We start from the raw sequence: 25523 nt of genomic DNA, 5'->3' as shown, positions 1-25523 counted from the left end.
CGCTAAGTATTTTGGGCTCAAATTTCATTTCATTTGAAATTTGAGCTGATTATAAGGTCAATCACAGTGGAGTGGATACATTAATACTCTGACGTCGTCGGGCTCATCGTCAGGGAAAGATCCAGATTACCATTACGGCATCGGATTTCATCCAGGAATTCTTTTTGGTTGGTAAGCTGATTCATCGTCACGCCGTACACAAGCTCATACAAGCTTCCCAGCTCGGTTGTTCTGATCTTTTTCAGCTCATATTGCACGTTGTATTTCTGGAACACCTCGTCAAAGGCATCATCGTAGCTCAAATTCTCAGGAATCGTGATTTTAAGTGTTCTTTGCAATGTTTTTCTTGCACCGAAGTTAAATTTACTCAGGACGAACATCAGAATACACAGGATCAGGGTGAACAACACCGCATACCCGAAGGCTCCCACACCACAGGCAAGACCCGCTGCCATCGTAAACAGGACAAAAGCAATATCCTTCGGATCCCCAGGCGCACTTCGAAACCGGATGATGGAGAACGCTCCCGCCAAGCTAAACGCTCGTGCAATATTGCTGCCAATCAGCAGAATAATAATGGCCACAATGGCCGGTAAGATGACCATAGTCAAGGAAAAGCTCTGGGTATACCCGTTTGTGTTCGTCTTCATATAGGTAAGACTGATGATACCGCCTAACAAAATGGCGATGAGAATACTGAGCACCGTGCTCATAAATGTAAGTTCTGTCGTTGTGTCTGTAGCTGCGTTTAATAGGGAATCAAGCATAAAGCATACTCTCCTGTTTCTGTTTTTCGTTTTTGATCATTTTTTTGTATTCATTGCCGTATTTGGAGAAACTCGTCCGATACAGCTGATGCTCTGAGAGCAGGACCGACAGCCACATAGGCACCGTCTTTTCGGCCTTCACTTCCATGAGCCATTGGCCTTCATCCAGCAGCTGCTCGCCGTAATCTCCGTTCTCCAATTTCAAGTCATAGCGTCTTGTGCGAATATTGGTGTCAAACGTAATTCGGAGATCGCGGCTGTCTTTGCAAAAGAGTGCTTTTCTGTCATATGACAGGTACAGCTTGGGTGCCAAATCGTACCTCCGCAGGAAATAGCTGATTTCGTTCACGACTTGGGCGTTCATGTAATCCTTCAGCTCCGGTGCCTGTCCGGTACGGACAAATTCGTACGCCTCATCCAGCTTGAGCGCGGTTCTACGCTTGTTGACCAGGCCGAACACCTTCTTCTTGATCTCGAGATACACCTTCGCGTCCTTGCCCGGAACACCGTAGGCTCTGAGTCTGAGCTTTTCCTTATACTTGGGCTTCGCCAGGCTCGCTCTGATCAATGAATCATGTGCTGTGTCGAAGTACAGATTACTTATGGAATAAAATTCATGCTGCTTGTTATATTCATCGGGTTCCATATATTCCATGAGATCGAGATACAGCCTCCGGTACGAGTTGCTGTCGAGCAGATATTTGCTCTCATAGCGGTTAAATACCTCTATAGCCATGTGCTTCAGATCCTTTCTCTGTTGTGGTAAGTCTCTTGTGGTGATGTATGTATCGTAAGCTCTCAACCTTTAATGAATCTTAAATGCATTTAACATTTGGAGAATCTTTTTTACACTGCGTTTACAATCCTGATCTCTAATTAAGAAGCTTCATATAATAGGCACTAATTATTGATCTGAAAGTTATCCATTCGTATGATGGTAGAATAAGCAGCTTAAGGTTGGTTAAAGGTACTCCTGCTATACTAGGCCTATTCAAACCTACAGATAATCCATACAGAGGATGAAAAAGCGATGAGAATATTAATTGTGGAAGACGAGCTTCATCTGGCGGAGGCACTCTCCCAAATCTTAAAAAAACAAAACTATTCCGTAGATATGGTCCATGACGGCAGAAGCGGACTCGATTATGCTCTCAGCGGGATCTATGATCTGCTGCTGCTTGATATTATGATGCCGGAAATGGATGGGATCACTGTCCTGAAGGAAATTCGCAAGGAAGGCCTCTCCACTCCCGTCATTCTGCTGACGGCCAAAGGCGAGATCGATGACAAAATTACCGGGCTGGATTATGGTGCCGACGACTACGTCGCCAAGCCCTTCTCCTCTGGAGAACTGCTGGCCCGAATCAGAGCCGTGCTGCGGCGCAAAAGCGAGGTCATGCCAGAGGAAGGTCTGAAATTCGGGGATATGGAGCTCAATACTTCTACCCTGAAGCTCTCGGTTAACGGGAAGGAAATGAAGCTGAATCTGAAAGAAAATGAGCTATTGGAGCTGCTAATGGTAAGGAAGCAGTCGATTACCTCCAAGGAGCAGATTATTGAGAAGCTGTGGGGCTTTGATTCTGATGTCGAGCACAACAATGTAGAGGTATATATCTCTTTTTTGCGTAAGAAGCTGAACTTCCTGAATTCTGCCGTCCGCATCAGCACCGTTCGAGGCGTTGGGTATGTGTTAGAGGTGAATACCTGATGTTTACCAAGCTTAGAAACCGGTTCCTGATCTTGAATCTCGTCATCATCTCGATCATTATGCTGGTTGCTTTTACCTCGATATATACGATTACGTATCGGGATGTTCAGCGAAATATTCATATGGAGCTGAATAAAGTAACGGATTCCTACACCCGGGACTTCAATCTTCCGCGCGGAGATCGTCCTGGTGGAGATCTAAGTATGGGAGGACCGGACGATGGTGAGTTCGGATTCGAAGGAGCACCACCCAAGCGCTCGATCTCTTTCATGCTGGAGACAGATCCTAACCTTACGATTACAGGTCGTGAGACTACACTTGAACTGGAGGAGACGTTCTATCCGCTTGCTCTGGATGCAGCCGTTGCGGAGAACAAAGCGAGTGGACAATTTGAACTGGATGGGAGTCACTGGACTTTTGAGATTCTTCAGACCAGCACAGGCTACATGCTCGTATTTCTCGATACCAGCTCACAGCAGGTTATCCTGACGAATCTGATCTATACCTTCGCGATTGTTGCACTCGTGATGCTGATCGTCATCTTCTTTACGAGCCGCTTCTTTGCCAACCGGTCCATTACACCGATTCAGGAGGCCTTTGACAAGCAGAAGCAGTTCATCGCCGACGCCTCTCATGAGTTAAAGACACCACTGACCATTATCAATACCAATACGGATGTTCTGCTGGCTAACAGTGAGGATCAGATCCGAGATCAGGAGAAATGGCTGTATTATATCAAGTCCGAAACGGAACGTATGACCAGACTGACCAATGATCTCCTATACCTGACGGAGATGGATGATTCTCGTGCGGGTATCCTGTATACGAAATTTGATATGAGCGAGGCGGTCGAAAATATTCTGTTAACGATGGAAGCCGTTATGTTCGAGAAGCAGGTTCACCTCAGCTATGAGATCGAACCCGGTCTTCAGGTAACCGGCGCGAGTGAGCAGATCAAGCAAGTAGTCATGATTCTGCTCGATAATGCCGTCAAATACACGAATGAGGGCGGCTCCGTTACTCTCACTCTAAAAAAACTGCAGCAAGAGGTCGTCTTATCCGTCACGAATACCGGTGAAGGTATTGCTCCAGAGCATTTGTCGCGAATATTCGACCGCTTCTATCGGACAGATTCCGGGAGAGCGCGCAAGCAAGGGGGGTACGGACTGGGTCTCGCCATTGCGAAGTCGATTGTGGAGCAGCACAAGGGCAGGATTTATGCCAAGAGCACCGTAGGTGAATCGACTACATTTTATGTGCACCTATCCTAGCATTGCTGCTTAATATAGTGAATTAACATTTAACTTGCTTAACGTTTCATTGCGTAAGTGACCAATATCTTTCCTTGAGAAAATATTCCATATATAATGGGGTAAGATCAGTACAGTCGAACTTCATATGTGGAGACGAAGGAGGGAATACGTATGGATCAGCGGATCAACCTCTACCCAGAGGAGCTGCAGCAGATTTCGCGCCAGTTCACTCAGGCATCCCAGAATGGACAAACGGTGGTGCAGCAGCTGAACAAGATGATTCTTGAATCGGAGGGTCAGTGGGAAGGCGAGCGGCAGCGGGAATTTCTCCAGCGGATTCAGGAGAGTCTCACCTCCGTCCAATCCTACTTGAGTGGGTTGCAGGAGACAGGTACGCAGCTGCAGCAGACGGCAGTTCATTTTCAAAATGCGGACCAAAGCAGATAATACAGCAACACAACAAAGAAGCCGTGGACAAATACCAAGTCCACGGCTTCTTTTACTTACTTTAATCGAGATCCTCACCATTGGAAGCGATGACCTTCTGATACCAGCCGAAGCTTTTCTTCTTATATCGATCGAGTGTTCCCTTGCCATGATCATCCTGATCCACATAGATGAATCCATAACGTTTGGACATCTCGGAAGTGGAAGCACTGATGATATCAATGACACCCCAGCTTGTATAACCCATCAGATCTACGCCATCCATTACCGCTTCCTTCATCTGCTGAATGTGCTGGCGGAAATAATCAATCCGGTAGTCATCTTGGATGGAACCATCCGGTTCTACTGTATCTCTTGCTCCCAACCCATTCTCCACAACAAACAGAGGCAGCTGATAGCGATCATACATTTCCTTCAAGGCAACTCGTAGTCCAATCGGATCCAACTGCCACCCCCACTCTGTTCGTGGGAGATTCGGATTACGGATCGTACTGTACAGATTACCGCCGGTAACTCCGTACTCCTCCGGATTCACCGCAGAGACGAGCGAGGTGTAATAGCTGAACGATATGAAATCAACGGTGTGCTGCTTCAGCAGATCCAGATCACCCGGCTCCATATGAACAGATACCCCATGCTCTGCCCAATATCTCGCCATGTAAGGAGGATAGCTTCCTCTAACCTGTACATCGGTATGCAGTAGATTGAGCTGATTATCGATCTGTGTCTGAAGCACATCCTCAGGCTTGGACGTTGCCGGGTAATGAATCATGCGGGCAAGCATGCAGCCAATCTTGAACTCTGAATTGATCTCGCGGGCGAGCTTCGTTACTCTACTACTGGCTACAAATTGATGATGCAAAGCTTGGTACGAAGCCTGCATTGGATTCTCTACCCGGTCCTCTACAATGCCTCCGCCGGTGAACGGCTCGATAATCGTGGTGTTGATCTCGTTAAAGGTCAGCCAGTATTTGACCTTATCCTTGTATCGATTCATTACCGTATCCGCATACCTAACGAAATGGTCGATGACTTCACGTCCGGCCCAGCCCCCGTAATTAAGCACTAGGTTCATTGGCATTTCATAGTGAGACAGTGTGACCAACGGCTCGATGTTGTTTTTTCTCAGCTCATCAAACACCTCATCGTAGAATCGCAGACCTTCCTCGTTTGGCGTCAGGTCGTCTCCATTTGGAAAAATACGCGGCCAATTGATAGACAAACGGAATACTTTAAGTCCCAGCTCGGCAAATAAAGCAATATCTTCTTTGAAACGATGGTAAAAATCGATTCCGTAGCGCTTAGGGTAACCTTCCGCACTGCGATGTGCCATTGCCTTCTGTATGGAATCACTCGTTACATGCATCAATTCCTTGAGATTAACATAGTCCTTCTTATCGAAGTATGGGACCATGTCCGCTGTAGACAAGCCTTTGCCGCCTGCATCATAGGCACCTTCAGCTTGATTGGCCGCAATGGCACCTCCCCATAGAAAGTCTTTAGAAAAACCCTGTACATTCTGCATTTTGTATATCTCTCCTCTCAAATTACAGCCTAGCTGCTAACACAGCTTCCCCTGTTCTGATATCGCCAAGCTTCAAGGGTCTGATCTCTGTATAATCCGCCGTATTGGTGACAACCATCGCTGTTGTGATATCGTAGTTCTCTGCGATTTTATCCAGTTCAAAGGTAAGCAGCTCATCCCCCGCCTGCACCCGGTCGCCCGTTGCCACATGAGATTCAAAATATTGCCCCCGCAGCTTGACGGTATTAATACCGACATGAATTAAGAGCTCCATTCCGTTGTCACTGCGAACGACGATAGCATGCTTCGTCTTGAATACATTCATAACCGTGCCTGTAACCGGAGACGCTAGCTTGCCAATGGAAGGTACAAAGGCCACACCTTTACCCATCAGCTCTTCACCAAAGGTAGGATCATTAACTTCCGAGAGCGGAACCGCCTTCCCTGTCATTGGCGCAACGGCTGTTGCATCCTCAGTCGGTACCGGGGTCTCCGGCAGCTCGGATACGACTGCCGCTTCCTTCGCTACGGGTACAGATGTTGTTTCTGTTGTTTCAGTTGCTGCAACAGATGATGCTGAAGCTGTAACATCTGACTTTCCTGTTGTTTCTTGCTCTGCTTCTTCCTCACGTATTCCGAAGATGACTGTCATAATGACAGCAACGCCAAAAGCAAGAATCATCGCAATCAAGGAATACCAGAAGGTTTGACCTACCAGAGCTGGCAAGCCAGGCAAGCCCCCATTTCCGGCCAATACGTAAGCTTTTGCACCGAAGGCAAGTCCGAATCCGCCGCCCACGGCACTACCGATCATGGCCGCCGCAAAAGGCCGTTTATATTTCATGTTAATACCGTACATTGCCGGTTCTGTTACACCCATGAGTGCAGTGAAGCTGGTGGACAGAGCAACAGATTTCAGGTTCTTGTCCTTCGCTCGGATAAATACCCCAAGCGTCGCGCCCGCTTGCCCCATGTTGGAGATGTAAGTAAGCGGCAGGAACTTGTCAAAACCAAGCGTAGCGATGTTGCTCAGAATAACAGGCACAAGTGCATAGTGCATCCCTGTCATCGTAATAACCGCCATCGCTCCCCCAAGAACAATACCTGCAATCAGTCCGCCCTCATCAAGCAGCCAGTTGATTCCACCGGACAGCCCGCTTCCGATTACCGTCCCCAGTGGACCAATCGCGATGAGTGTGACTGGAACCATAATTAGCAGTGAAATGAGAGGTACTAAGAGCAGCTTTAATGCAGAAGGGATGATCTTGTCTACCCACTTTTCTACATAAGACAGAATCCAGACTGCTAGCAGCACGGGAATGACAGACGACGCATACGACACTGCCGTAACCGGAATGCCTAAGAAGGATACCGCTGCTTCGCCTGACAAGAGGGTGCCCATATCCGGATACATGAGCGCGGTACTAAGGGCTAGGGCAACAAACGGATTGCTGCCAAATTTCCGAGCCGCACTAGCTGCAATCAGCATAGGCAGGAAGTAGAATACCCCGTCACCGATCGCGGATAAGATCCGGTATGTATCGGTTCCGACGGAGATCCAGCCTAATGATGACAGCAGGGCCAGCAGCCCTTTGAGTAAACCCGCTGCCGTAATGGCAGGAAGCATAGGTGCGAAGACGCCTGCTATCGTTTCGAATATTTTCAGGATCACATTTTGCTTCTTATCCGGTTTTTTCGTTTGCTCGCTCTCTTTTGCTTGTGCAAGCTCTGGATACTCTTTCACCATGGCATCGAATACCTTCGGTACTTCGTTACCGATAATGACCTGGAATTGGTCTCCTGACACATTTGTGCCCATGACCTTCTCGATCTTTTTAAATGAATGGCTGTCGACCTTGTCATGATCTTTAAGCTCAAACCGTAAACGCGTAATGCAGTGATATACAGAATTGACGTTATCCACGCCGCCGACAGACTTGATAATCTCCTGCGCCGCTTTTTGATGACTCATCTTAGATTCCCCCTGATCTTTTTGCGCATAAAAAAATACCCGAACGAAACCAGCACACCATGTATCGCATGCAAGAACTCATCCGGGTATTGCCTGATTGAACAGTAACAAGCCCTGTATAAATCTATTTCATAATAACTTTAGCTGACTCATGAAATGGATTCGTTGTATATTTATTTTTTGTGTTTCATCAATCGTTCCAGATGCAGCGTCAAGTATAACTGCTCCGAGTGCGTCATCTCATACTGATAATGCTTGAGGATGAACGTCTCGATTTTCTCTATACACTTAAACGTTGATGGATAATTCTTTCGTACCACTTCATATAAATACTCCTCTGTATCATCATACGATGAATGGGTAATCACACGCTGGCAGAAGTATTTGAGATGCGTAATGAATCGGAAATAGTTGACGGAATCCTCATCAAACTCTACGTTAAAATGATATTTGATAATATTCATGATCTCCTGCAGCAGCTGCATGAGATGCGTCACATCATTCATGGAGTCGTTGACTTCTGCATTGATGAAGTGCAGAGCGATATTGCAAATCTCCTCTTTGGGAAAATCAATCCCGAGTCTCTCCTTGATCAAGGTCAGTGCATCCGCGGCTACATCATATTCCGCCTTGTAAAAATGCTGCACTTCCCATGTCAGTGGGTTACGAGTAATTTGCCCTTTCGTTAACCGCTGCACTGCAAAATGGATATGGTCAGATAAAGAAACGTAAATCCCATCGCTGATCGACTTGTTCAGCTGCGTGCGCGTGAGACTGACGATATCGTCTGTAACCTGCAAAATTTCTGCGGGCACTTCGGCCACAATCGCCTTGAATCTCTCGTATATGGACGAATCCTGCAAACGGAATATTTTCTCGATGCGTCCTTCGTCGATGGTGTCGCCAACCTTGAACTGAAAACCAATTCCTCGGCCGAGAATCAGCAGCTCCTGGTCCTTGTCATCCATCGTGCTTACAATATTGTTGTTGAATATCTGTTTAATGATCACATGAACCACCACTTTTTTGAGGAATAAAAAAAGGGCAAAACGACAACGGGTATATACAAAGATATCCCCATTGTGGTTTTGCCCGCATTACCGGTAACAAGCCTCGCAAATACCTTAACACAAGCTGAAAACGGTGTCAACATGGTGGGTCTTCCCAGTAACCTAAGCAGATCCATGATCATACTATCGTCTCACTGTCCCACTCTTAGTGAATAGGATGTCCACCTAAGCCTCTTTTAAACGTGCAGAGAACTGCTCCTCTTCCTGATCCACAAATCCCATGAATACGATCTCCTCAATATCCTCATGATTGAAACCGTACGTATAATCCGGGTTGATATACCCTTCCGGATACAAACATCCGATATAGTCAAAAGTTCGCGGTGGCTCGGTCATCATAATCTGCTTGCGCCCGTAAATAACCAGCTTCTTGGATCCTTCCTTCAATCGGACGATGGAGCCGTTAGGGAGCGGTGTTTCTGAATTGTTCATTGTTAGCTATACCTCCTTTAACCATGCTGAGCAGTCTGCTGATCTCCATTCGGAGCGCTGCTTCCTTGATGAATTCGTCTAATCCAATAGTACCGATGGAGCTCCATGATGAAATGAAACAGTACAAAAGCGAGCATCGAGTACACACACATCAGGACAATGACAACGGTGTTCTCACTCACAAACATCAATGACAGGTTCGCGAGCAAATATCCGAGTCCGGCGATCATCGTTAACGGCAGCAGATGCAGCCCCTTACGCTCTTCCTGCTGCTTCTTCTCTGGTGGGGTCCGGAGCTTCCGCAGATGAGAACGCACATAGTGATACAGTGCAAATCCATAAACGGCAAAAGAACCGATCGCATACCATGGGGTCGTTAACTCCAGACTGCTATATGCAAACTTCTGCGTTGCCAGCATCAGACCAAGTGATGCTACAATACCGAACACGCCCCTGAACAGAATATAGTTCAGCTGCAGCCTCCGGGGAATTGCCATCATTGCAAGGGCCCAACCATTCATGACAGCAAGCGGCGGGAACAACAGATAGGCATAGAGCGGCTCGTATGGTGCGCTTAAGATCGGAATAATCAAGAACACGTTTAAGAAAAAAAGCACGAGAATACCGGCATTTAGCCGGATGGTGCTTACCGGATACAGCGAGAGATACGTCTCAAACTTTGTCCGGTCATAGTCTGTTCCTTCCCAGTTACGGTTCTGAGTCTGAGACTTATGCAGCTTACTATGCTTCGCCATCTATTTAAACCAGCCCGATACGGTAGACCAGGCCTCTTTCGCTCCATGCTTAACAACATCCTTCAAGGAGTCGTCCTCTCCATCCTTGTCGAGATCCATGTCCATCTTAATGCCCTCGGCAAGATACGTCAGTCCCACGGATACACCAAGTCCGACAGCCCCGACAGCTAGGACAGGTGCTGCCGCAGGCATCACTGCTGCTGTCAGCAGTGTAGCTCCAACCGTTGTTGCTCCCCCGACGACGACATTTCCGATAATATCTCCGGCAACCTTGTCAGTCGAAGCGTTGTTTGCGAGATTTTCTTTGGTATCGGTAAACACATCAATACCGACGCTTGCCCAGCCCAGCTTATCCTTCAGCGCTGCCTTGGCTCCGTACATCGGATCAGCCATGGAATAGATCTCTTTAATTTTGGGAGAGGCAGTTCCATTCGCAATCTTAGCTTCCATATCGCGTAAATAATAAATCTTGTAGTTTCTAGGTCTTCCATTAATCATGGGATTATTCCGAACCGAATCATAGCTGTCACGAACGAGAATTCTCGGGCTTCTCCGATCCAGCTGCTGTCTGACCATGTATCCGTTATGTACCTTATACCCGAGCCGCGCTACGGCAGCTGCCCCCATAACCGTCCCTGTAATGTTGCCAAGACCATCAATTGGTGCCATTGGATTAAAGCCTGTTATGCCAATACCGCCGCCGGACTGGTCCTCCTGTTCAAACTGCTGACGAGTAGTGTTCACAAAATTGGACAGCTCCTGCATATTCTGAGCTGCTGTCTGGAAATTGCGCTGATGCGCCTGATACATCCCTATGATGGCCTCACGGTTGCCTGTCTGCCAGGCCGCGCCATTCAGCGCATTCATCAGTGCGGTATCCACCTGTGTCAGCTGCTGCGCTACCTGCTCCAGCTGCTGAACCAGCGTGTTCAGATACGCCGATGTCATTACAATCCGAGTCATGCTTCTCCTCCTCTAGATCTGCTCCAATCCTTCAACTTGGCGTAAGAACAGACAGTGTTCGTGTCGTTATCAGATATAGGGTCTGTATAAATTTGGCTCCGTTACCGGATATCCTTGTGCGAGATTCCGCTCTGCATCCTGAATGAATAACCAGTTTCCCTGAGGACTTCCTATATAATAAATAGTTGCCGAACGAAGCTCTGTTCCGCGAATGACTGCCTCGAACGTTCCCTGCTGCCGGGACGAAGCACAGGCTTCCATCAATGCGGGGAATAACGGAGTAGAGCTCTGCACCATTTGATCATTTTGCAGAATAGATTGCAGCATCGTGTCATCTGGATGGCCCAGCTGATTTATCATTCGATTCAGAGTCTCTGTATGCATCGTTATTCGTCCACTCTGCTCTTGCACGTCAGGCAGCAGCAGACTATCCCCCATACGGGATACGAACGCCTCAAGTCCTTCCTCAAGCGCCGTAAACAGCACTTCTCCTGTCTCTGAGGTCCACTTCATTTCAGTAACCTCGGTTCCGGATAGGAAGCCATATATAATAGTAGATTCGCCATTCGCTGTGCAGGATCTAAGAATCGTCACTGCGCTGCTGTATTTGCAGCTCTTTAACAACTCCAGCAGGACAGCGTCAAGGATGATCTCTCTACCCTCCATAGCGAGCAGCCCTGCATCCTCCAAGCCCTTTGCGATCTGAGCATAGCGTTGTTCCGGCGAAATTTCTACTCCTCGTTCCACATCCGCTTCATAGATCTTCGACCATGCTTCTCCTTCTGGTATATCCATGAGCTGGAACAAAAACGCCGCCTCCGCAGCGGTTAATTGGACTGTATAAGATGATGACAACCATTCGTCCTCCTTCTATAGCAAAAGCAGCTTCAATTTATTGTAGGGTGATTTAGAGCAGGACTCAATCACTCCTTACGCCCATGTCCTGCGTCCTATATTTTTAAATAGATACACATTTAGGAAATCCTTGAATCGATGAGCATATAAAAAACGCAGAATATCTTCTGCCAGTGCCTTATAGCGGCGTCCTGTCATTAGAAGATATCTGCGTTTATCGTTGTATTGCTGTATTCATGTGCCTGGCCATTTGCCTTATCAATCAGGCTCAGGCTTCTGCTTATCTCAGTGTTTTTAGTGCTCCGCTCCAAGCTACCGTTTGATCCAGCATCGCATTCACATTTGTCAAATGCAGCTCTTGTGGCTTGAACACCGATCCGTTCTCAAAATCAGTGAACAGGGACAATGTTGGATGCACGCGAACGTCAGCAACGGATAGCTCGCCAAGGATCCCGCGAAGATGCTCTGCTGCACGAGCCCCGCCTGTTGAGCCATAGCTTACAATACCGGCAGCCTTGTTATTCCACGCTTCACGCGCAAAGTCAATCGCGTTCTTCAGTGCTCCTGTAATACTGTGATTGTACTCCTGCACGATGAATACAAATCCGTCCAGGCTATTCAGCTTATCATTCCAAGCAGCAATGCCTGGTTCCGAGCCGTCTGTAGTACCGAGGAACGGCAATTTGTAGTCCGCAATATCGACGATCTCATAATTCGCATCTCCGCGCTTGTCAGCAATTGCCTTTACCCATTCTCCTACTTGCGGACTTACGCGTCCTTCCCGTGTACTTCCCAGAATAATACCGATGTTTAACTTCGTCATTGTCTCTTCCTCCTTGGTTTCTTTTCCAAATAATCGATCTATAAAACCCATTCTCTACACCACCTGTATTTCGATTTGCTAAAAGCAAAAGATGCATTAAGTTACTTTATGTAAGTAATTGTAGTAATTATATTATGTATTGTCAAGTAAGTAATTAAATAAAATATAGATTGTTTTTTCTCACCCTATATAATGAGCAGTTCAATAAGCCCCCGACCAGCGAAGTGATCCCTTGACTATGCCTACATTCTATCCATTTATATGTTGTCACTGTATAGAAACATACCTATGCCTTTTATTCTGCTCAAAAAAGCCTGAAAGATTCATTGCTGATCCTCCAGGCTGCTAACTACAACATATGTTTTATTATAAAGTGAAGCTCGTTATGCGAGATACCGAGCAAGAAATTGGGTGATTTACATTTTATAGTATAATCTACTTCCACTCTCCTGGCTAGCTGCCCAATTCATGTTCTTCAAGATAAGCGGTCATTTTCTCCTCAAGCCTGCTGTCTACTTTATGCTTTACCCCATCTTTCGAAGAACCCGTGACGATGGCAATTTCGCCATAAAGCAGCTTCTCCGCTTCTTTAAGAAATTGCTGGTCTCTTAAGCTGATCGTCTTTTTACCGCTCTGGATGGCAAGAAATCTTTTGGCGTGGATGACTTTAATCAGATATACAAGGTCCTTGCTGCCGGACGACTTGATATAATCTTCATAATGATCGTCAATAGATATGCTCGTACACTGCTCTGCGATGTCCTCTATGAACACATATACCTCATTTAACAGCTGATGTGCTTCTTCTTGTGCCATAACAGGGCGCATAAAAATCGTTGTATCCGTCGGCGTATAAATCGTTTCTGTGCTGAACAGCGGCGTCAAAGTGTAATATTGCTTATCCTGATCCAGAATCGGTAGCGCACCAATGGATTGGATCTGACATACGCCATTATTGCCGTAAATTACATAATCATCTACATGATACATTCGATCTCTTCCTCCATAATACATATTATACTATTCGCATTAACATACTTGGTTTAAATTTGTAATAGAAGCAATTGGTTTAGAACTGATTGATCATTAAAAGATGATAATCAGCGCTGAATCCCTTCATTTCCGATAGCTGATAGATTAAGAATACACTTTTAGACGCCGCATAAGTCAAGCTTTTTTTGTACATATGAATGCAAAAAAAGAGCATCGGATTAGTTGTCCGAATGCTCTATTAGGCAGTAAGAATCTACATTTTCGCTCGTTTATAGAAGAGAGTTACTGTTTGTATATGACACCTAGCTGATCCAGCTCATCCCCTGCTCTTCCATAAAAACCGGCAATATACCAGCCATCTGGAGCACTAAGCACCATCTGTTCTGAGGTAGCCTGTCCACCAGATACGGTATTCCCTAGGTTCGTCGTGAGCTGCACATAAAAGATCCGCTTCCCTCCGCTGCGCGTGCCTTGACCGATAACAGCCTGGGTCACATATTCATTCGCCGCCAGATTAAGGGTGTTCGCCGTTGCCGTCCCGCCATGCGCAAGTACCGTTCCATCCTCATACACGGTGGACACACCATCCACTCTGCTGCCGCTGTGGATCGTAACAGAGCTCATTCTTGAATCCGGAATCTGATTCAGATCGTTAAATCCGATTCCTCCCGATCCTCCAATGCTTGAGCTCATCTGCACATCTGGAGAAGTGGAGTAGGCAAATTCAGCCGTAATCGGATAGTGGTCAGACAGCTGCTCTCCCGTACTCGTCAAGAAGTAGGTGTCTTCAATCCGGAAGGACTCCGCATTTAATTGAAGCGCACTGCTGCCACGGTACAATATTTTGTCCACGATTTCGAAGTTAGGTCCGTTCACATCAGACTCATCCATCAGTGCTTCCCCGTCTGCCGGAATCTCACCGCCCCGCACCAGATCTACCCAGGGATCGCTTAATCCGTTACGCGTCATCAAGAGCTCGATATTATCGTCTGCACGGGTGTATCTCGTATTCGTATCGCCAAAGACGATCACGGCATTCCCTTCCGAATGCTGCTCTATATAATTGGACAACTGCTCTATGTTGCTGCGTCGTGCAGCAAGAGACTGTGCGTCCGAGCCCGCATCAGCGTGCAGATTATACACATCAATCTTGACACCAGGTTCAATCTCATAGGTCATGAACGTAAATCCTTTTGGCGTCAGCTCGTCACTTCCACTGTCAAACAGACCATGGCGATCATTCCAGGTGATTCGCTGCAGATCCCGATAGGGATATTTGGACAAGCTGTTCAGCCCGCTTCCAAAACCAGCGACCCCGCTGCTTGGTGTCAGATACGGATGTGTCACCTCAGAGATCAGCTCAGCATGATAGTTGAAATCCTCCTGAACGTTGATAATATCGTACGCATTCAGTTTCGGAGAAATCTGCACCGTATATTCTGCCGGATTAGAGCTTGAGAAAATATCAGGCAGGCCACCGACGTTGTAGCTGAGCACATTAAAGGAGCCTGTCTGGATCTCTGCTTCCGCCGCAGCCACTGGCTGTGAAGCCATAGGAATCGAAGTGAACAATACTAGTGCCGGCAGCAGGCTGCGCAGGCATTTGGATTTTAAATTCATTTTTTTAACCTCCTGGTCTTCGTGGATTTTATTTCGAGCTTAATTCAGTCCCAGCAATGGATGAGCAACACCGTCCTTCGCCTGTAACGTATGAATCGATCTCAATCTAGCATTAGGCTCCAGCACGCAGCAATATGATAATTGCCACCTTATATAAAAATAGGACAATTCCAAGTATGATTAGCTATTTTTGTATTTTTCGAGCTGCAATTTTACATTCTGTTAATACAAATCGTGAATGATTCGGTCGAATCCTGTCCATTGCATCGGTTATGCTCGAGAGTGGGAGGAGAGTCGATTTGAAAAAGCGGAATTCTGTATTTGCAAACCTGGCCATTTCTCATGTATCCATCGTTCTTGTTATCGTTCTGTTGCTGTGCTCTGCCTTCTATGTCTTTTTCACGAACAATTATAAGGAAGAGCTTCATAGCAAAAATAGAATTATGATGCAAAACACGGCCCAAACGATTGAATCTAACGTGCTGAAGAGAGTCGAACAGATCTATCTCGACATCTCTCTCGATAAGAGCGCAGATCTTCGTTTATTTGCTGATTCCTCCTACACCGGGCATCTCAGCAAGGTCATTGACCTGCACGAGCTGATCAAGTCCAAGGTAACGAACAATTCGGATCTTATCCATGCGGTTCATCTCTACTATCCGGATGAACGGATCATGCTGTCTTCAAACCATGGGCTGAATTATAACGCCGATCAAGGAAGCGGCTCTGTATATTTTGCAGACTGGATCAACGGCATGCAAGCCAGCAAGGACAGCAGTTTATGGACAACAACCCGGCTGGTGCCTCAGGATATCTACTCCAGTCAGCTGGACAGCAATGCGAGTGCCTTATTCACATATGTACACAGCTATCCCGTTCAGTCCTCCGGACATGACAGCGACCTGCTGATTGCCATTGATGTGAAGGAGAGCGCAGTCAGCTCCATCATTCAGCGGATGATGCCGTCGCAGTATAAGGACACCTATACTCTGGATTCGTCGGGAATGACGATAAGCGATGTAAGCAAGGGAAGTATCGGTGTCTACCGGGATTATGATTCGGGGGTACGCAGAGCGCTTATGTCTGAGACCCCGTCGGGAAGCTTCAAGGAAAATATTCATCACACCGACTATGTCGTTTCATATCAAACGCTTGAGACAACCGGCTGGAAGGTTTACAGCGCAGTGCCCGCCAGCACTTTTTATGCGCAGTCAGACTTTATTCAGAAGCTGATTGTCGGCATCTGCCTGTTTGCCATTCTGCTCGGCACCATTTTATCCGGCATATTGGCACTCGCCAGCTACAATCCGATCAAGCGCATCGTGAACAAAATCAAGGAATCTGCAGATCATGCCCCGGATCAGGTTCAGAATGAATACGGCCTCATTGATACGGCTTTTAGTAAGCTGAGCAGTAAGGTCAGCAGTCTGGAAGAGACGCTAATGGCAAACAGCTCCGTCATTAAGCATAATGTGGTGCTGAACATGCTTCGTAACGCCTACACCCCTGAAGAATTGGCAGAAGAGCTGCCTTTTCTCGGTATCCCGCAGTCATATACACATTACTGCTGCCTGCTGCTGAATCAGGGGGAGGCTGGCAATGCTCTTGATCACACCAAGGAGACATTTGCCTATCCTATCGTGAACGAGCTGAATGCTGCCTTCCTGCATGAGCACTATCTGATTGCTGAGGAGCTGCCGGACAATAAAGTGGCGCTCATTGTATGCACGAATACAGCAGGCGATTCACTGCTGAAGCAGATATCAGACCTGCTGCTCTCTTCTGACAGAAGCCAATATTATAGAAATATTCAAATATCCTGGGGCTGCTGGGTGCAGGAGATGAAGGAGATCCATCTCAGCTATAGCGAGGCAGTGACACTGATGAAATATGGTTACTTCCTGCCGGAGCAGACTATTCTGAAGGACCGCCTGATTCTCACACGAGAAAATAGTGTTGAAGAGATCCCTCAGTCTATGCTGGGCAGGTTCAGAGATAAGCTGCAGAACCGGCAGTCGGAAGATATTATCGGAGCAGTCGATGCCTTGATCAGAACTTTGCAGGAAGGAACATACCCTGCTCACTACTGCCATTTTATCCTGGCAAATATCGTATTTATGTACTCCGATCATCTGAAGAGCATCCGTTATAAGCCACCAGGTGATGAACATGCGGATCTGTATCAGCAGTATCTTCAGCTGAATCATATCCATGAATTTCGAGTATGGATTACCGAGTCCATCGCCACATTCACTGCCCAGATGGATAAAAGAAGCAGTGAAAGGGCCGTTTCCAGCATTGAACTCGCGAAGCAGTATATCGACCTCCATCTGTCGGAGGATCTGTCGCTTGATGCCGTGGCGGCAAAAGTGTTCATCAGCCCGAAGTATTTGAGCCGGCTCTTCAAGGAGGAGCTCGGGGTCACCTACACTGAATATGTCACCACTCAGCGGCTCGAAAAGGCAAAAACGCTGATCGAAAGTAACCACATGACGATCGAGCAGGTGGCGAGCACGGTTGGCTATGGAACCTCCGCCTATTTTATTAAGAAATTCAAGGAAACGTACGGCTGTACGCCGCGCAACTACATGCGCAGCATCGCTGAGCATATGTAGAGATGTGCTGAGGAGCAAGCTACATGTTCACAGATGAACACGTGAGAGGTCTCGCGCCTTGCGCATGATCATGCTCTGATAAACGCTTATTACCTATGCCGTATGTTTAGGATTCAATCTTTGTTTAAGGCAGGTTTTTACATGATGATGAAATTCATTCCGTCTCTTACTACTCTAATTGCCCTAATGAGCATACTCAGCGGTTGTGATACGAAGCCGGATGCAGCGTCCGGCCCAGCAGATCCACAAACCTCTACCTCCGCGAGCTCGCCGCGTTACCAGATTTCATGGACGATGCATCTCAATCTGCCGGTGCCAGAGGATGCTGAGATGGTTCAGCAGGTGGAGAATCAGTTCAATGTGGATCTGAACATCTGGAATATTGAGAACAACCGTTATGAAGCACTGCTCGATAAGAAGCTCGCGCAAGGCGAAATTCCGGATCTGTTCAGGGTGAGACAGCCGCAGGACCTGCTGAGGTATCAGCAGCAAGGACTGCTCGCGGAAATTCCCGAGGACATGCTGAAGGAATATGCGCCCAACATTATGAAGGCTCTCGAAGCCTATGCTCCGGACTATCAGGACGATGGAATGATTGATGGCAAATATTACGGTATTCCTGGTATCAATCCGACCAATATTTATCGTATGCCTGTCGTCTATCGCCAGGACTGGCTCGATAAGCTCGGTCTGCCTGTGCCGGATACACTGGATGAATTCGAACAAGTCATCTACGCATTTGCGAACGAAGATCCGGATGGCAACGGTCAGAAGGATACCTACGGCTTGTCCAGACAAGGAATGAATGTCGTGTTCGGTGCCTTCGGCCAGATCGTGTTCGCGGATCAGCTCTATTTTGGCAATAAGGATGGGAAGCTCGTCATCGGTGCACTGGAGCCCGAAATGAAAGAAGCACTGCAGTATCTTCGTAAATGGTACCGGGATGGTGTCATCGACCCTGAATTTATTACAGGTGAGAATAAAGGAGGCTATAAGCATCTCTCTCATGCCTTCATTGATGGGAGAATCGGCATGACCTCCATGGGCAACTATTATCACTGGATTCAAGACGGGGATTACATGACACTAAATGCATATGGTGAGGAGGCGCCCGTAGAGGCCGCATTTAATGCGAAGGAATTAAGCGTCAAAAATCCGCAGGCCCGAATTACTTTTGGCCGCCCCTTCAGCGGACCCGATGGACAGCGGGGCTCCCAGGCTTATGATATGCTAATGAGCTTTACAGCCATTGGTGCAGACGCCGCGAAAGAGCCCGGCAAAATGGAGGAAATTCTAAAGATACTAGACTACGTCAGCGCGAATCCCGATGTGGAACAATATACTTCCATGATTCATGGTATTCAGGGAAAGCATTGGCGATGGGCAGGAGACTCTCAAGAGGATGTCATCGTGCTCCCTCCTTACGACAAGATGTTCAGCTATCAGAATAGTATTGGCGCTAACATCGGAATGACCGTGCCCCTCATGCCTACTTCCCGAAGAGAGCAGTGGGCCTCTACGCTGGATCTCGATCAGGATGGCATATACAATGCATTGGAGGTCGCAACACCCTCTCTGACAGATAAAGGACCCGATCTGGTTCAATTGAAAAACAAGGCCTATATCTCAATCATTACGGGAGAGAAGCCACTGCGTTACTTCGACGACTTTGTACAGGAATTTATGGCAGCCGGTGGAGCAGAGGTGATTCAGGAAGCGAATGAGTGGTACTCCAAGCATGCAGTGAAGTTGGATGCAGAGCGTTGAGTGTTGAGAGTTGAGCCATAACACACCGCTTCATCTTCATAGAAAGATCAGCTCTGTGCGTAATTTGTAGGTGGGATAAGGGTTAAATACGGGTAAGGAATACTAGACCTGTAAAGGAGGCCGATATGTTTTTTGACAACTGGTATTCTCTATTCCGTATCATTATCGTCGGCATGCTCAGCTATTTCGCACTGATCCTCATGCTCCGTACATCCAGCAATCGCACACTTTCCCAGATGAACGCATTTGATTTTACCGTATCGGTTGCCGTTGGTTCAGTGCTTGCTACCGTCATTTTGGATGCGAATATCTCCTTGGCAGAAGGACTAACCGCATTCCTTCTCCTTCTAGGACTTCAATTTGTCGTGAGCTGGCTGTCCATGAAGTTCTCCTCGCTGAATAAGCTCATCAAGTCGGAGCCTCATTTATTGTTCTATCACGGACAGTTTGTGGACAAAGCTTTGAAGAAGACCCGTATTCAAAAAGATGATATCTACCAGGCCGCGCGAAGCGAAGGGCTGGACAGCATGGACTCCGTCGCTGCTGTTGTGCTGGAGCCAAACGGAAGCCTATCGATTGTGGAAGCTGCTGACACAGCAGCAGCCGAAGCATTGAAGCCTGTCCAAGAGTCATAACTACCTCTCTGCTCTTCTCCTCTATTCGATATGCAATACGGGCGAGATCTCAATTATCTCGCTCCTGATTATTTCGCACAGCAGCATAAAAAGGCGCCTTTCACGAAGTCCCTCGTAAAAGGCGCCTAGTTTTATTTCGCTTCCGATTTCACTTGATCCAGCATTTTGTCGTTAAATCCGAACATCCAGGTTAATACAAAGGTAATTGCCATCGCTGTCAGATTACACAAAATGTACCATGGAAGCTGACTGTTCAGATACAGGAGTGTGCCTGGAATAACTGTGATCGCCATCCCGGTTGCCTCCAGCTTGAGCAGGGAGGCCATGAAGCCGCCAATCCCACCACCGATAAGACCCATAATAAAGGGCTTCACATAACGCAGATTTACTCCGAAAATAGCCGGCTCTGATATGCCGAGAAATGCGGAAAAAGAGGATGGCAGCGACAAAGCCTTCAGCTTGTTGTTCTTGGTCTTCAGACCAACGGCCAGACAGGCCGCACCCTGAGCGGCCATAGCACTTGTCACAATGGCGTTGAACGGGTTGCTTCCCGTTTGCTCCAGCAGCTGAATCTCCAGAAAGTTAAAGATATGATGCACTCCGGTCACCACAATAATCTGGTTGAAGAAGCCGATCACAAGGCCCGCAATGCCGAGCGGCAGGTCGAGCAGGAATGTAGTTACGTTAAGAACAACCTCTTCCAGCGAATGGAAGATCGGTCCAATTGCAAACAGGCCGAGAATAATCATCACAAGCAGCGTTACGAATGGGGTAACAATCAAGTCTATTGCTTCCGGGATCCTCTTTCTCAAATATCGCTCAAACTTAGCGCCAAGAAGACCGATGAAGAAGGCCGGCAGAACGGAGCCCTGGTATCCAACCACCGGAATAAATCCGAAAATTTCTAATGCCTCCGCTGAGCCGTTCGCAACGCTATACGCATTCGGCAGCGCCGGGTTGACGAGCATCAGTCCGAGAACGATACCCAGCACCGGACTTCCACCAAATACTTTGAATGCGGACCAGGCCACAAGTGCAGGCAGGAAGGCAAAGGCCGTATCAGTCAGCACCTGTGTAAGCATGAGGAAATTCGCCGAAATATCATCCGGGGTCAAACCGAACCAGGCAAGGACTGTTTCTTGTGTCAGCAGACCACGAAGTCCCATGAACAGGCCGGTAGCGACCAATACTGGAATAATCGGCACAAAAACATCTCCAAAGGTGCGGATAGACCGTTGAAACATATTTCCAGATTTTTTCGCTTCAGATTTCAGGTCCTCCTTGCTCGTACTCTCCAGACCCAGAGCTTCCACCGCTTCAAAAATCTGATTTACAGTGCCAGTTCCGAAAATAATCTGATACTGACCGGAATTGAAGAACGCACCTTTAACCTTGTCGATGTTCTCTACTTTGTTCTGGTCGATCTTCTGCTGGTCATGAACCATAATGCGAAGCCGTGTCGCACAATGGGCAAAGGAAGCGATGTTCTCCCTTCCGCCGATGGCTTCTACTACCTGCTTAGCGATTTCACGGTTATCTGCTGCCATATTCAATCCTTCCCTTCTATATCATTTACGGCTTGAGTCAAATCCCATTTAGTGACCTTTAAGCCGGCAATTCCATGATTTGAAAAAAATCGAATTCCTTTGCTGCCTGACTGAGGAAAAATGCGGCTTGTAAACACTTCTTCACCGTCATTGATGAACAGCTCGACGGAGGAGGTGTCTACAAACAGATGAAATTTGACGTTTCTTCCATCCAATCTGCAGGATCGCGCGGTTCCGTACTCACTGCCAATCCGTTCACCAGATGCGGAGCGATCCATCGTAAGCTTGCCAAGCGTCACATCATACCTGATAACCGTGCGCTCGGTTTCACCCACTCGGATCTCCACACCGACCGCTTCAGCATCAATACCTCTGAACTCACATATCAGTTCGTATGCGATTCCGTCTATTTCGTCGTAGGATTTGGTCTCACTGGATAAAGTGTCCTGTACTCCAGCTTGCTTTCCCCGAAGCTTCTTCAGCTCCTCTACAGGCATCTGAGTGAGTTTGCCGTTCCGAAGCTCTAGCGCTCTAGGTAATGTCAGGCAGTGTGCCCATCCATGCTGATCAGTGGGATATCCGATTTCGGGCTGTCCCATCCAGGCAACCAGAATTCGTCGTCCCTGCTCATCCTCCATCGTCTGGGGAGCATAATAATCAAAACCTCGGTCCAACTCATGAAAAACGCCGTGTTCAAACTCCAGGGTCTCCCGATTCAGTGGTTTTCCCGTAATATAACCGGATTGATAAATGTTTTGATAATGATCCCCCTCAGCCTCCAGTCCCTGCGGACAAAAGATAAGAACCCCCTGTCCGTTCAGCTCAAAGTAATCGGGGCATTCCCACATGTAACCAAATTCCTTCAGCCCGGTTCCCAGCTCACCTGCAAACATCCAATCGACCAGATTCGAAGATGTATACAGAACAGCGGTTCCGGTCAGATCCATCCTCTGGGCGCCGATAATACAGCGGTAACCATCCTCGTCTCTCCACACCTTAGGATCCCGAAAGTGCTCTGTGTACCCTTCCGGCACATGGTCGATGAGGGGCTTGTTAAGCTTCGTAATATTTCCTTCTGCGTCCATGACAGCCATACATTGATATGGGCGCCTATTCCAGTTGTCATCCCGGGTGTTTCCCGTATAGATCAAATGCAGCTTTTCGTCCTTCACGATCCCGCTCCCCGAGTAAGCTCCCAGCGAATCATAGGGTGCACTCGGCTCAATGGCAATACCAGCGTTACGCCAAAATGCCAGATCCTTTGAGGCAGTGTGATACCAATATTTGAGACCATGATAGGTGCCCAGCGGGAACCACTGATAAAAGAGGTGATATTCTCCTGCATAATAAGCGAATCCATTAGGATCGTTTAATAGTCCGGTCAGGGGCTGTATATGGTAGGTCTGCCTCCAGCTGCTGTCCTTAACCCGTTTTTGCAATGCAGCGATTTCTTCCAGAGGAGCCTGATCTAGACGGCGGTATTTGAGTTCTCTGTCCATTGCCCTCTCCTTCCCTTTCAATCTGTCCGTTTGCTCTCAATTTGCGATCTATGCTGTGGCAGCTAAATGGAACCGGTTCCAATCAGCTGTAAAAATAATGAACTCAAGTTCCAAAGTTATGCCAAACTACCTTGGAACCGGTTCCGTCGTTTTCAGTATATAAGAGTTTATTTTATGTTGTCAACGCTTTCTCGTTCCATAAATTCATAGTGCAGGATGGTAAGGAGGTCGATTGACTCTTCTTGGACAAGCTTGATCACTTGGCGTGCTGCCAAGCATCCTCCATCCCAATACTTATACTTCACGGTAGTCAGACTAGGATGTATCATCTCCGTTACGTCATAGCCGCCAAAGCCAGTCACTGAAAGATCTTGGGGAATATCAATTCCTCTCATATGAGCGGCCTTCATGACGCCAAGAGCAATATTATCCGTTGCGCACACAATGGCTGATGGACGGTTCGGGCCATCCAATATGCCCGAGGCCGCCTCCACAGCTGCAGACATTCTGAATCCGCTCTCGAAAAAATACGCCTCCGCCTTCTTCTGTTCCTTTAGTGCTTTTTGGAACCCGAGCTTTCGCTGAATCCCTACAGCAACGTCCTTCTCAGTTACACCTAAATACGCTATCCTGTGATGACCCTTGGATATAATATACTGACCGATGTCATAGCCTGCGGCATAATCGTTGTAAATAATGCTGTGCACATCCTGATGCTGCTGTCCGAGAAAAATAACTGGAATCCCTATTTCTTCAACCGCGTTTAAATGGGCTTCCGTAATTTCGGTTGCAAACAGAATAATTCCTGATATTTTTTGCCGAGCCAGATCATATAAGGCTTCGATTTCCCGAGAGAGGTTCTGGTTGGTATTAATAATCATCAGCTGATACCCGTTCTGCCGCAGCTCTTCATCCATTCCGGTCACGGTTTGCGAGACTGAGTAGGAATCGAGGCGCGGCACAATAGCACCAATCATGCTGGTCTTCTTCGCTTTCAGGCTTTGGGCAAAAGAGTTTGGAATATAGCCGGTCTCCTTGATAACCTGTTCGATTTTTCGCCGGGTCACATCACTGACTGACCCCCCGTTTAAATACCGGGATACTGTGCTCTTAGCCACTCCAGCAATTTTGGCAATATCTGAAATGGTGTTCTTCATGTGATTCCCCTCTTCACTTTTCTATGCTCCCCTAAATATAACATGCCGGAAAGCATGCGATTACCAAAAAGATTATTTTCAATCACAGGTCACCAAAAATTTCATTGAGTTTATTGGTCACTTTTTAAAGACGCTCTAAATTTATCTATTTTTCATATCGTGAAAGTAACGATGGCAGTGCGTAACAAAGGCCGTTGAAATCTGGGTCGGATAGAAGTATCTATGCCTTAATAAACCTATCGTTCGTGTAAATTTCCTATTCATAATTTTTAAGTGCTTCAACTTATTTTCATACAAGTCAACTGATGTTTGGGGGGTAAACGCTGCCCCTCGTCCATTTTTCACTAGCTGTAATATAGTTGTCGCTTCCTCTACTTCTACTTGATAAATCGGCGTATATCCTACTGATTTACAAGCTTGGTCGGTAAATTGACGGAAGCTAAACCGACTCGAGAGCCCGATAAACGGAAAATCGCCTAACTCCATCAAGTCAATTGTCCCTTTTGTAGTTTCTTCGAATGAGTTAGGTACCGTCAAAAATACCTCCTCCTCAAATAAAGGCACCCATTCCACATTTGAATGTTCAATTCGATCTGTCGTAATACATACATCGTATTTCCCATACTCAATAAATTGCTGCAAATTTTCTTTTGATAAGGGAACTTGTTCGCATTTTACATTTGGATAATCAGTCAAAAATAAATCTATAATATTTGTGAAAGTATATGGCAGCGTTGTAACAATAGATAAGCTTCCACCTCTTTCGCCCCTTCTTTCTTCTATTGAACGTTCTAAATTGCTGACTTCAGAGAAAATACGCTCCGCTCTTTTTAATAAAAACTCCCCATTTTCATTTAATAAAATTCGTTTGCCATTTCTAAAAAACAAATCCATTTCTAACTCAGACTCTAGATTTGTTATAGCTTTACTTAATGCCGGCTGTGAAATTAACAGTTCATTAGCCGCAAGTGACATGTTCCCTAATTTTGCTGTTGTATAAAAATATTTTAGCTTGACTAAGTCCAATTTTAACCCACCTTTTTTATAACTACAGGTTATATATAAATAAAATATATGTATTTCATATTATAAATGAACATGTTTAAAATAGGTAATGTCA

The 25523-nt window shown here is 46.8% G+C and carries 22 protein-coding genes; 6 read left to right on the top strand and 16 right to left on the bottom strand.

Annotated elements, in window-relative coordinates:
• Window positions 1-80: 80 nt before the first annotated feature.
• Both PUW25_RS02595 and PUW25_RS02590 read right to left on the bottom strand, forming a co-directional pair.
• A complete protein-coding gene (locus PUW25_RS02595; RefSeq protein WP_047911525.1) occupies window positions 81-767 on the bottom strand; it encodes a DUF4956 domain-containing protein in 687 nt (228 codons plus the stop codon).
• On the bottom strand, window positions 760-1503 hold the full coding sequence (locus tag PUW25_RS02590) for a polyphosphate polymerase domain-containing protein (protein WP_076314722.1): 744 nt from the start codon (window positions 1501-1503) through the stop codon (window positions 760-762). Before PUW25_RS02590 ends, PUW25_RS02595 begins: the two co-directional genes overlap by 8 nt.
• 294 nt (window positions 1504-1797) lie before the next feature.
• Between PUW25_RS02590 and PUW25_RS02585 the strand changes: the two genes are divergently transcribed.
• From PUW25_RS02585 to PUW25_RS02575, 3 genes are all read left to right on the top strand, one after another.
• Entirely contained in the window at window positions 1798-2475 is a 678-nt protein-coding gene (locus PUW25_RS02585) for a response regulator transcription factor (protein ID WP_274337995.1), read from the top strand.
• Entirely contained in the window at window positions 2475-3746 is a 1272-nt protein-coding gene (locus PUW25_RS02580) for a sensor histidine kinase (protein ID WP_274338513.1), read from the top strand. Before PUW25_RS02585 ends, PUW25_RS02580 begins: the two co-directional genes overlap by 1 nt.
• A gap of 153 nt (window positions 3747-3899) precedes the next feature.
• Window positions 3900-4175, top strand: coding sequence for a WXG100 family type VII secretion target (locus PUW25_RS02575; RefSeq protein ID WP_047911521.1), 276 nt, complete (start codon window positions 3900-3902; stop codon window positions 4173-4175).
• Window positions 4176-4236: 61 nt separating this feature from the next.
• On the opposite strand, the gene ascB is transcribed toward PUW25_RS02575, so the two are convergent.
• The 10 genes from ascB to PUW25_RS02525 form a co-directional block, all read right to left on the bottom strand.
• A complete protein-coding gene (ascB, locus tag PUW25_RS02570) occupies window positions 4237-5700 on the bottom strand; it encodes a 6-phospho-beta-glucosidase (RefSeq protein WP_047911520.1) in 1464 nt (487 codons plus the stop codon).
• 22 nt (window positions 5701-5722) lie between these two features.
• On the bottom strand, window positions 5723-7672 hold the full coding sequence (locus PUW25_RS02565) for a beta-glucoside-specific PTS transporter subunit IIABC (RefSeq protein ID WP_047911519.1): 1950 nt from the start codon (window positions 7670-7672) through the stop codon (window positions 5723-5725).
• Between the two features lie 173 nt (window positions 7673-7845).
• A complete protein-coding gene (gene licT / locus PUW25_RS02560) occupies window positions 7846-8682 on the bottom strand; it encodes a BglG family transcription antiterminator LicT (protein WP_274337993.1) in 837 nt (278 codons plus the stop codon).
• 225 nt (window positions 8683-8907) lie between these two features.
• Window positions 8908-9174: a DUF4176 domain-containing protein gene (locus tag PUW25_RS02555; protein WP_047911517.1), complete on the bottom strand. Its 267-nt coding sequence runs from the start codon at window positions 9172-9174 to the stop codon at window positions 8908-8910.
• Window positions 9175-9191: 17 nt separating this feature from the next.
• Window positions 9192-9929, bottom strand: a complete 738-nt coding sequence (locus tag PUW25_RS02550) for a hypothetical protein (protein ID WP_238546342.1) — start codon at window positions 9927-9929, stop codon at window positions 9192-9194.
• Window positions 9930-10892 (bottom strand): WXG100 family type VII secretion target, encoded by a 963-nt coding sequence (locus PUW25_RS02545; RefSeq protein WP_238546341.1) that lies wholly within the window; start codon window positions 10890-10892, stop codon window positions 9930-9932.
• Window positions 10893-10961: 69 nt separating this feature from the next.
• Window positions 10962-11747, bottom strand: a complete 786-nt coding sequence (locus tag PUW25_RS02540) for a hypothetical protein (RefSeq protein ID WP_274337992.1) — start codon at window positions 11745-11747, stop codon at window positions 10962-10964.
• A 280-nt stretch (window positions 11748-12027) separates the two neighbouring features.
• Entirely contained in the window at window positions 12028-12621 is a 594-nt protein-coding gene (locus PUW25_RS02535) for an NADPH-dependent FMN reductase (protein ID WP_047911515.1), read from the bottom strand.
• A 402-nt stretch (window positions 12622-13023) separates the two neighbouring features.
• Complete coding sequence (locus PUW25_RS02530) at window positions 13024-13560, bottom strand: CarD family transcriptional regulator (RefSeq protein ID WP_047911514.1); 537 nt, start codon at window positions 13558-13560, stop codon at window positions 13024-13026.
• A 285-nt stretch (window positions 13561-13845) separates the two neighbouring features.
• The gene (locus tag PUW25_RS02525) at window positions 13846-15183 is read right to left on the bottom strand and encodes a jacalin-like lectin (RefSeq protein ID WP_205054386.1); all 1338 of its coding nucleotides are present in this window, start codon (window positions 15181-15183) and stop codon (window positions 13846-13848) included.
• 299 nt (window positions 15184-15482) lie between these two features.
• On the opposite strand from PUW25_RS02525, the gene PUW25_RS02520 reads away from it, so the two are divergent.
• From PUW25_RS02520 to PUW25_RS02510, 3 genes are all read left to right on the top strand, one after another.
• Window positions 15483-17798, top strand: a complete 2316-nt coding sequence (locus tag PUW25_RS02520) for an AraC family transcriptional regulator (RefSeq protein ID WP_052511881.1) — start codon at window positions 15483-15485, stop codon at window positions 17796-17798.
• A 141-nt stretch (window positions 17799-17939) separates the two neighbouring features.
• A complete protein-coding gene (locus PUW25_RS02515) occupies window positions 17940-19565 on the top strand; it encodes an extracellular solute-binding protein (RefSeq protein ID WP_052511879.1) in 1626 nt (541 codons plus the stop codon).
• Window positions 19566-19690: 125 nt separating this feature from the next.
• On the top strand, window positions 19691-20200 hold the full coding sequence (locus tag PUW25_RS02510) for a DUF421 domain-containing protein (protein ID WP_047911512.1): 510 nt from the start codon (window positions 19691-19693) through the stop codon (window positions 20198-20200).
• Between the two features lie 131 nt (window positions 20201-20331).
• Here the strand turns inward: PUW25_RS02510 and PUW25_RS02505 are convergent, their stop codons facing one another.
• From PUW25_RS02505 to PUW25_RS02490, 4 genes are all read right to left on the bottom strand, one after another.
• Complete coding sequence (locus tag PUW25_RS02505; protein WP_193746021.1) at window positions 20332-21747, bottom strand: sucrose-specific PTS transporter subunit IIBC; 1416 nt, start codon at window positions 21745-21747, stop codon at window positions 20332-20334.
• Between the two features lie 2 nt (window positions 21748-21749).
• On the bottom strand, window positions 21750-23246 hold the full coding sequence (locus PUW25_RS02500; protein WP_047911510.1) for a glycoside hydrolase family 32 protein: 1497 nt from the start codon (window positions 23244-23246) through the stop codon (window positions 21750-21752).
• Window positions 23247-23413: 167 nt separating this feature from the next.
• On the bottom strand, window positions 23414-24403 hold the full coding sequence (locus tag PUW25_RS02495; RefSeq protein WP_047911509.1) for a LacI family DNA-binding transcriptional regulator: 990 nt from the start codon (window positions 24401-24403) through the stop codon (window positions 23414-23416).
• A 141-nt stretch (window positions 24404-24544) separates the two neighbouring features.
• The gene (locus PUW25_RS02490; RefSeq protein WP_274337991.1) at window positions 24545-25429 is read right to left on the bottom strand and encodes a LysR family transcriptional regulator; all 885 of its coding nucleotides are present in this window, start codon (window positions 25427-25429) and stop codon (window positions 24545-24547) included.
• Between the last annotated feature and the right edge of the window lie 94 nt (window positions 25430-25523).

The organism is Paenibacillus urinalis, from assembly GCF_028747985.1.
Taxonomy (GTDB): domain Bacteria; phylum Bacillota; class Bacilli; order Paenibacillales; family Paenibacillaceae; genus Paenibacillus; species Paenibacillus urinalis.
The sequence above is the reverse complement of the archived record's forward strand: the minus strand, read 5'-3'. Positions and strand labels throughout refer to the sequence as shown.

Excerpts from the sequence above, each read along its gene's own strand:
- PUW25_RS02580 (WP_274338513.1), top strand. The coding sequence starts at position 2,475 with ATGTTTACCAAGCTTAGAAACCGGTTCCTGATCTTGAATCTCGTCATC.
- PUW25_RS02535 (WP_047911515.1), bottom strand. The coding sequence starts at position 12,621 with ATGGGTTTTATAGATCGATTATTTGGAAAAGAAACCAAGGAGGAAGAG.
- PUW25_RS02565 (WP_047911519.1), bottom strand. The coding sequence starts at position 7,672 with ATGAGTCATCAAAAAGCGGCGCAGGAGATTATCAAGTCTGTCGGCGGC.
- PUW25_RS02525 (WP_205054386.1), bottom strand. The coding sequence starts at position 15,183 with ATGAATTTAAAATCCAAATGCCTGCGCAGCCTGCTGCCGGCACTAGTA.
- PUW25_RS02495 (WP_047911509.1), bottom strand. The coding sequence starts at position 24,403 with ATGAAGAACACCATTTCAGATATTGCCAAAATTGCTGGAGTGGCTAAG.
- ascB (WP_047911520.1), bottom strand. The coding sequence starts at position 5,700 with ATGCAGAATGTACAGGGTTTTTCTAAAGACTTTCTATGGGGAGGTGCC.
- PUW25_RS02550 (WP_238546342.1), bottom strand. The coding sequence starts at position 9,929 with ATGGCGAAGCATAGTAAGCTGCATAAGTCTCAGACTCAGAACCGTAAC.
- PUW25_RS02595 (WP_047911525.1), bottom strand. The coding sequence starts at position 767 with ATGCTTGATTCCCTATTAAACGCAGCTACAGACACAACGACAGAACTT.
- PUW25_RS02545 (WP_238546341.1), bottom strand. The coding sequence starts at position 10,892 with ATGACTCGGATTGTAATGACATCGGCGTATCTGAACACGCTGGTTCAG.
- PUW25_RS02575 (WP_047911521.1), top strand. The coding sequence starts at position 3,900 with ATGGATCAGCGGATCAACCTCTACCCAGAGGAGCTGCAGCAGATTTCG.
- PUW25_RS02510 (WP_047911512.1), top strand. The coding sequence starts at position 19,691 with ATGTTTTTTGACAACTGGTATTCTCTATTCCGTATCATTATCGTCGGC.
- PUW25_RS02585 (WP_274337995.1), top strand. The coding sequence starts at position 1,798 with ATGAGAATATTAATTGTGGAAGACGAGCTTCATCTGGCGGAGGCACTC.
- PUW25_RS02515 (WP_052511879.1), top strand. The coding sequence starts at position 17,940 with ATGATGATGAAATTCATTCCGTCTCTTACTACTCTAATTGCCCTAATG.
- PUW25_RS02555 (WP_047911517.1), bottom strand. The coding sequence starts at position 9,174 with ATGAACAATTCAGAAACACCGCTCCCTAACGGCTCCATCGTCCGATTG.
- PUW25_RS02505 (WP_193746021.1), bottom strand. The coding sequence starts at position 21,747 with ATGGCAGCAGATAACCGTGAAATCGCTAAGCAGGTAGTAGAAGCCATC.
- PUW25_RS02590 (WP_076314722.1), bottom strand. The coding sequence starts at position 1,503 with ATGGCTATAGAGGTATTTAACCGCTATGAGAGCAAATATCTGCTCGAC.
- PUW25_RS02500 (WP_047911510.1), bottom strand. The coding sequence starts at position 23,246 with ATGGACAGAGAACTCAAATACCGCCGTCTAGATCAGGCTCCTCTGGAA.
- PUW25_RS02530 (WP_047911514.1), bottom strand. The coding sequence starts at position 13,560 with ATGTATCATGTAGATGATTATGTAATTTACGGCAATAATGGCGTATGT.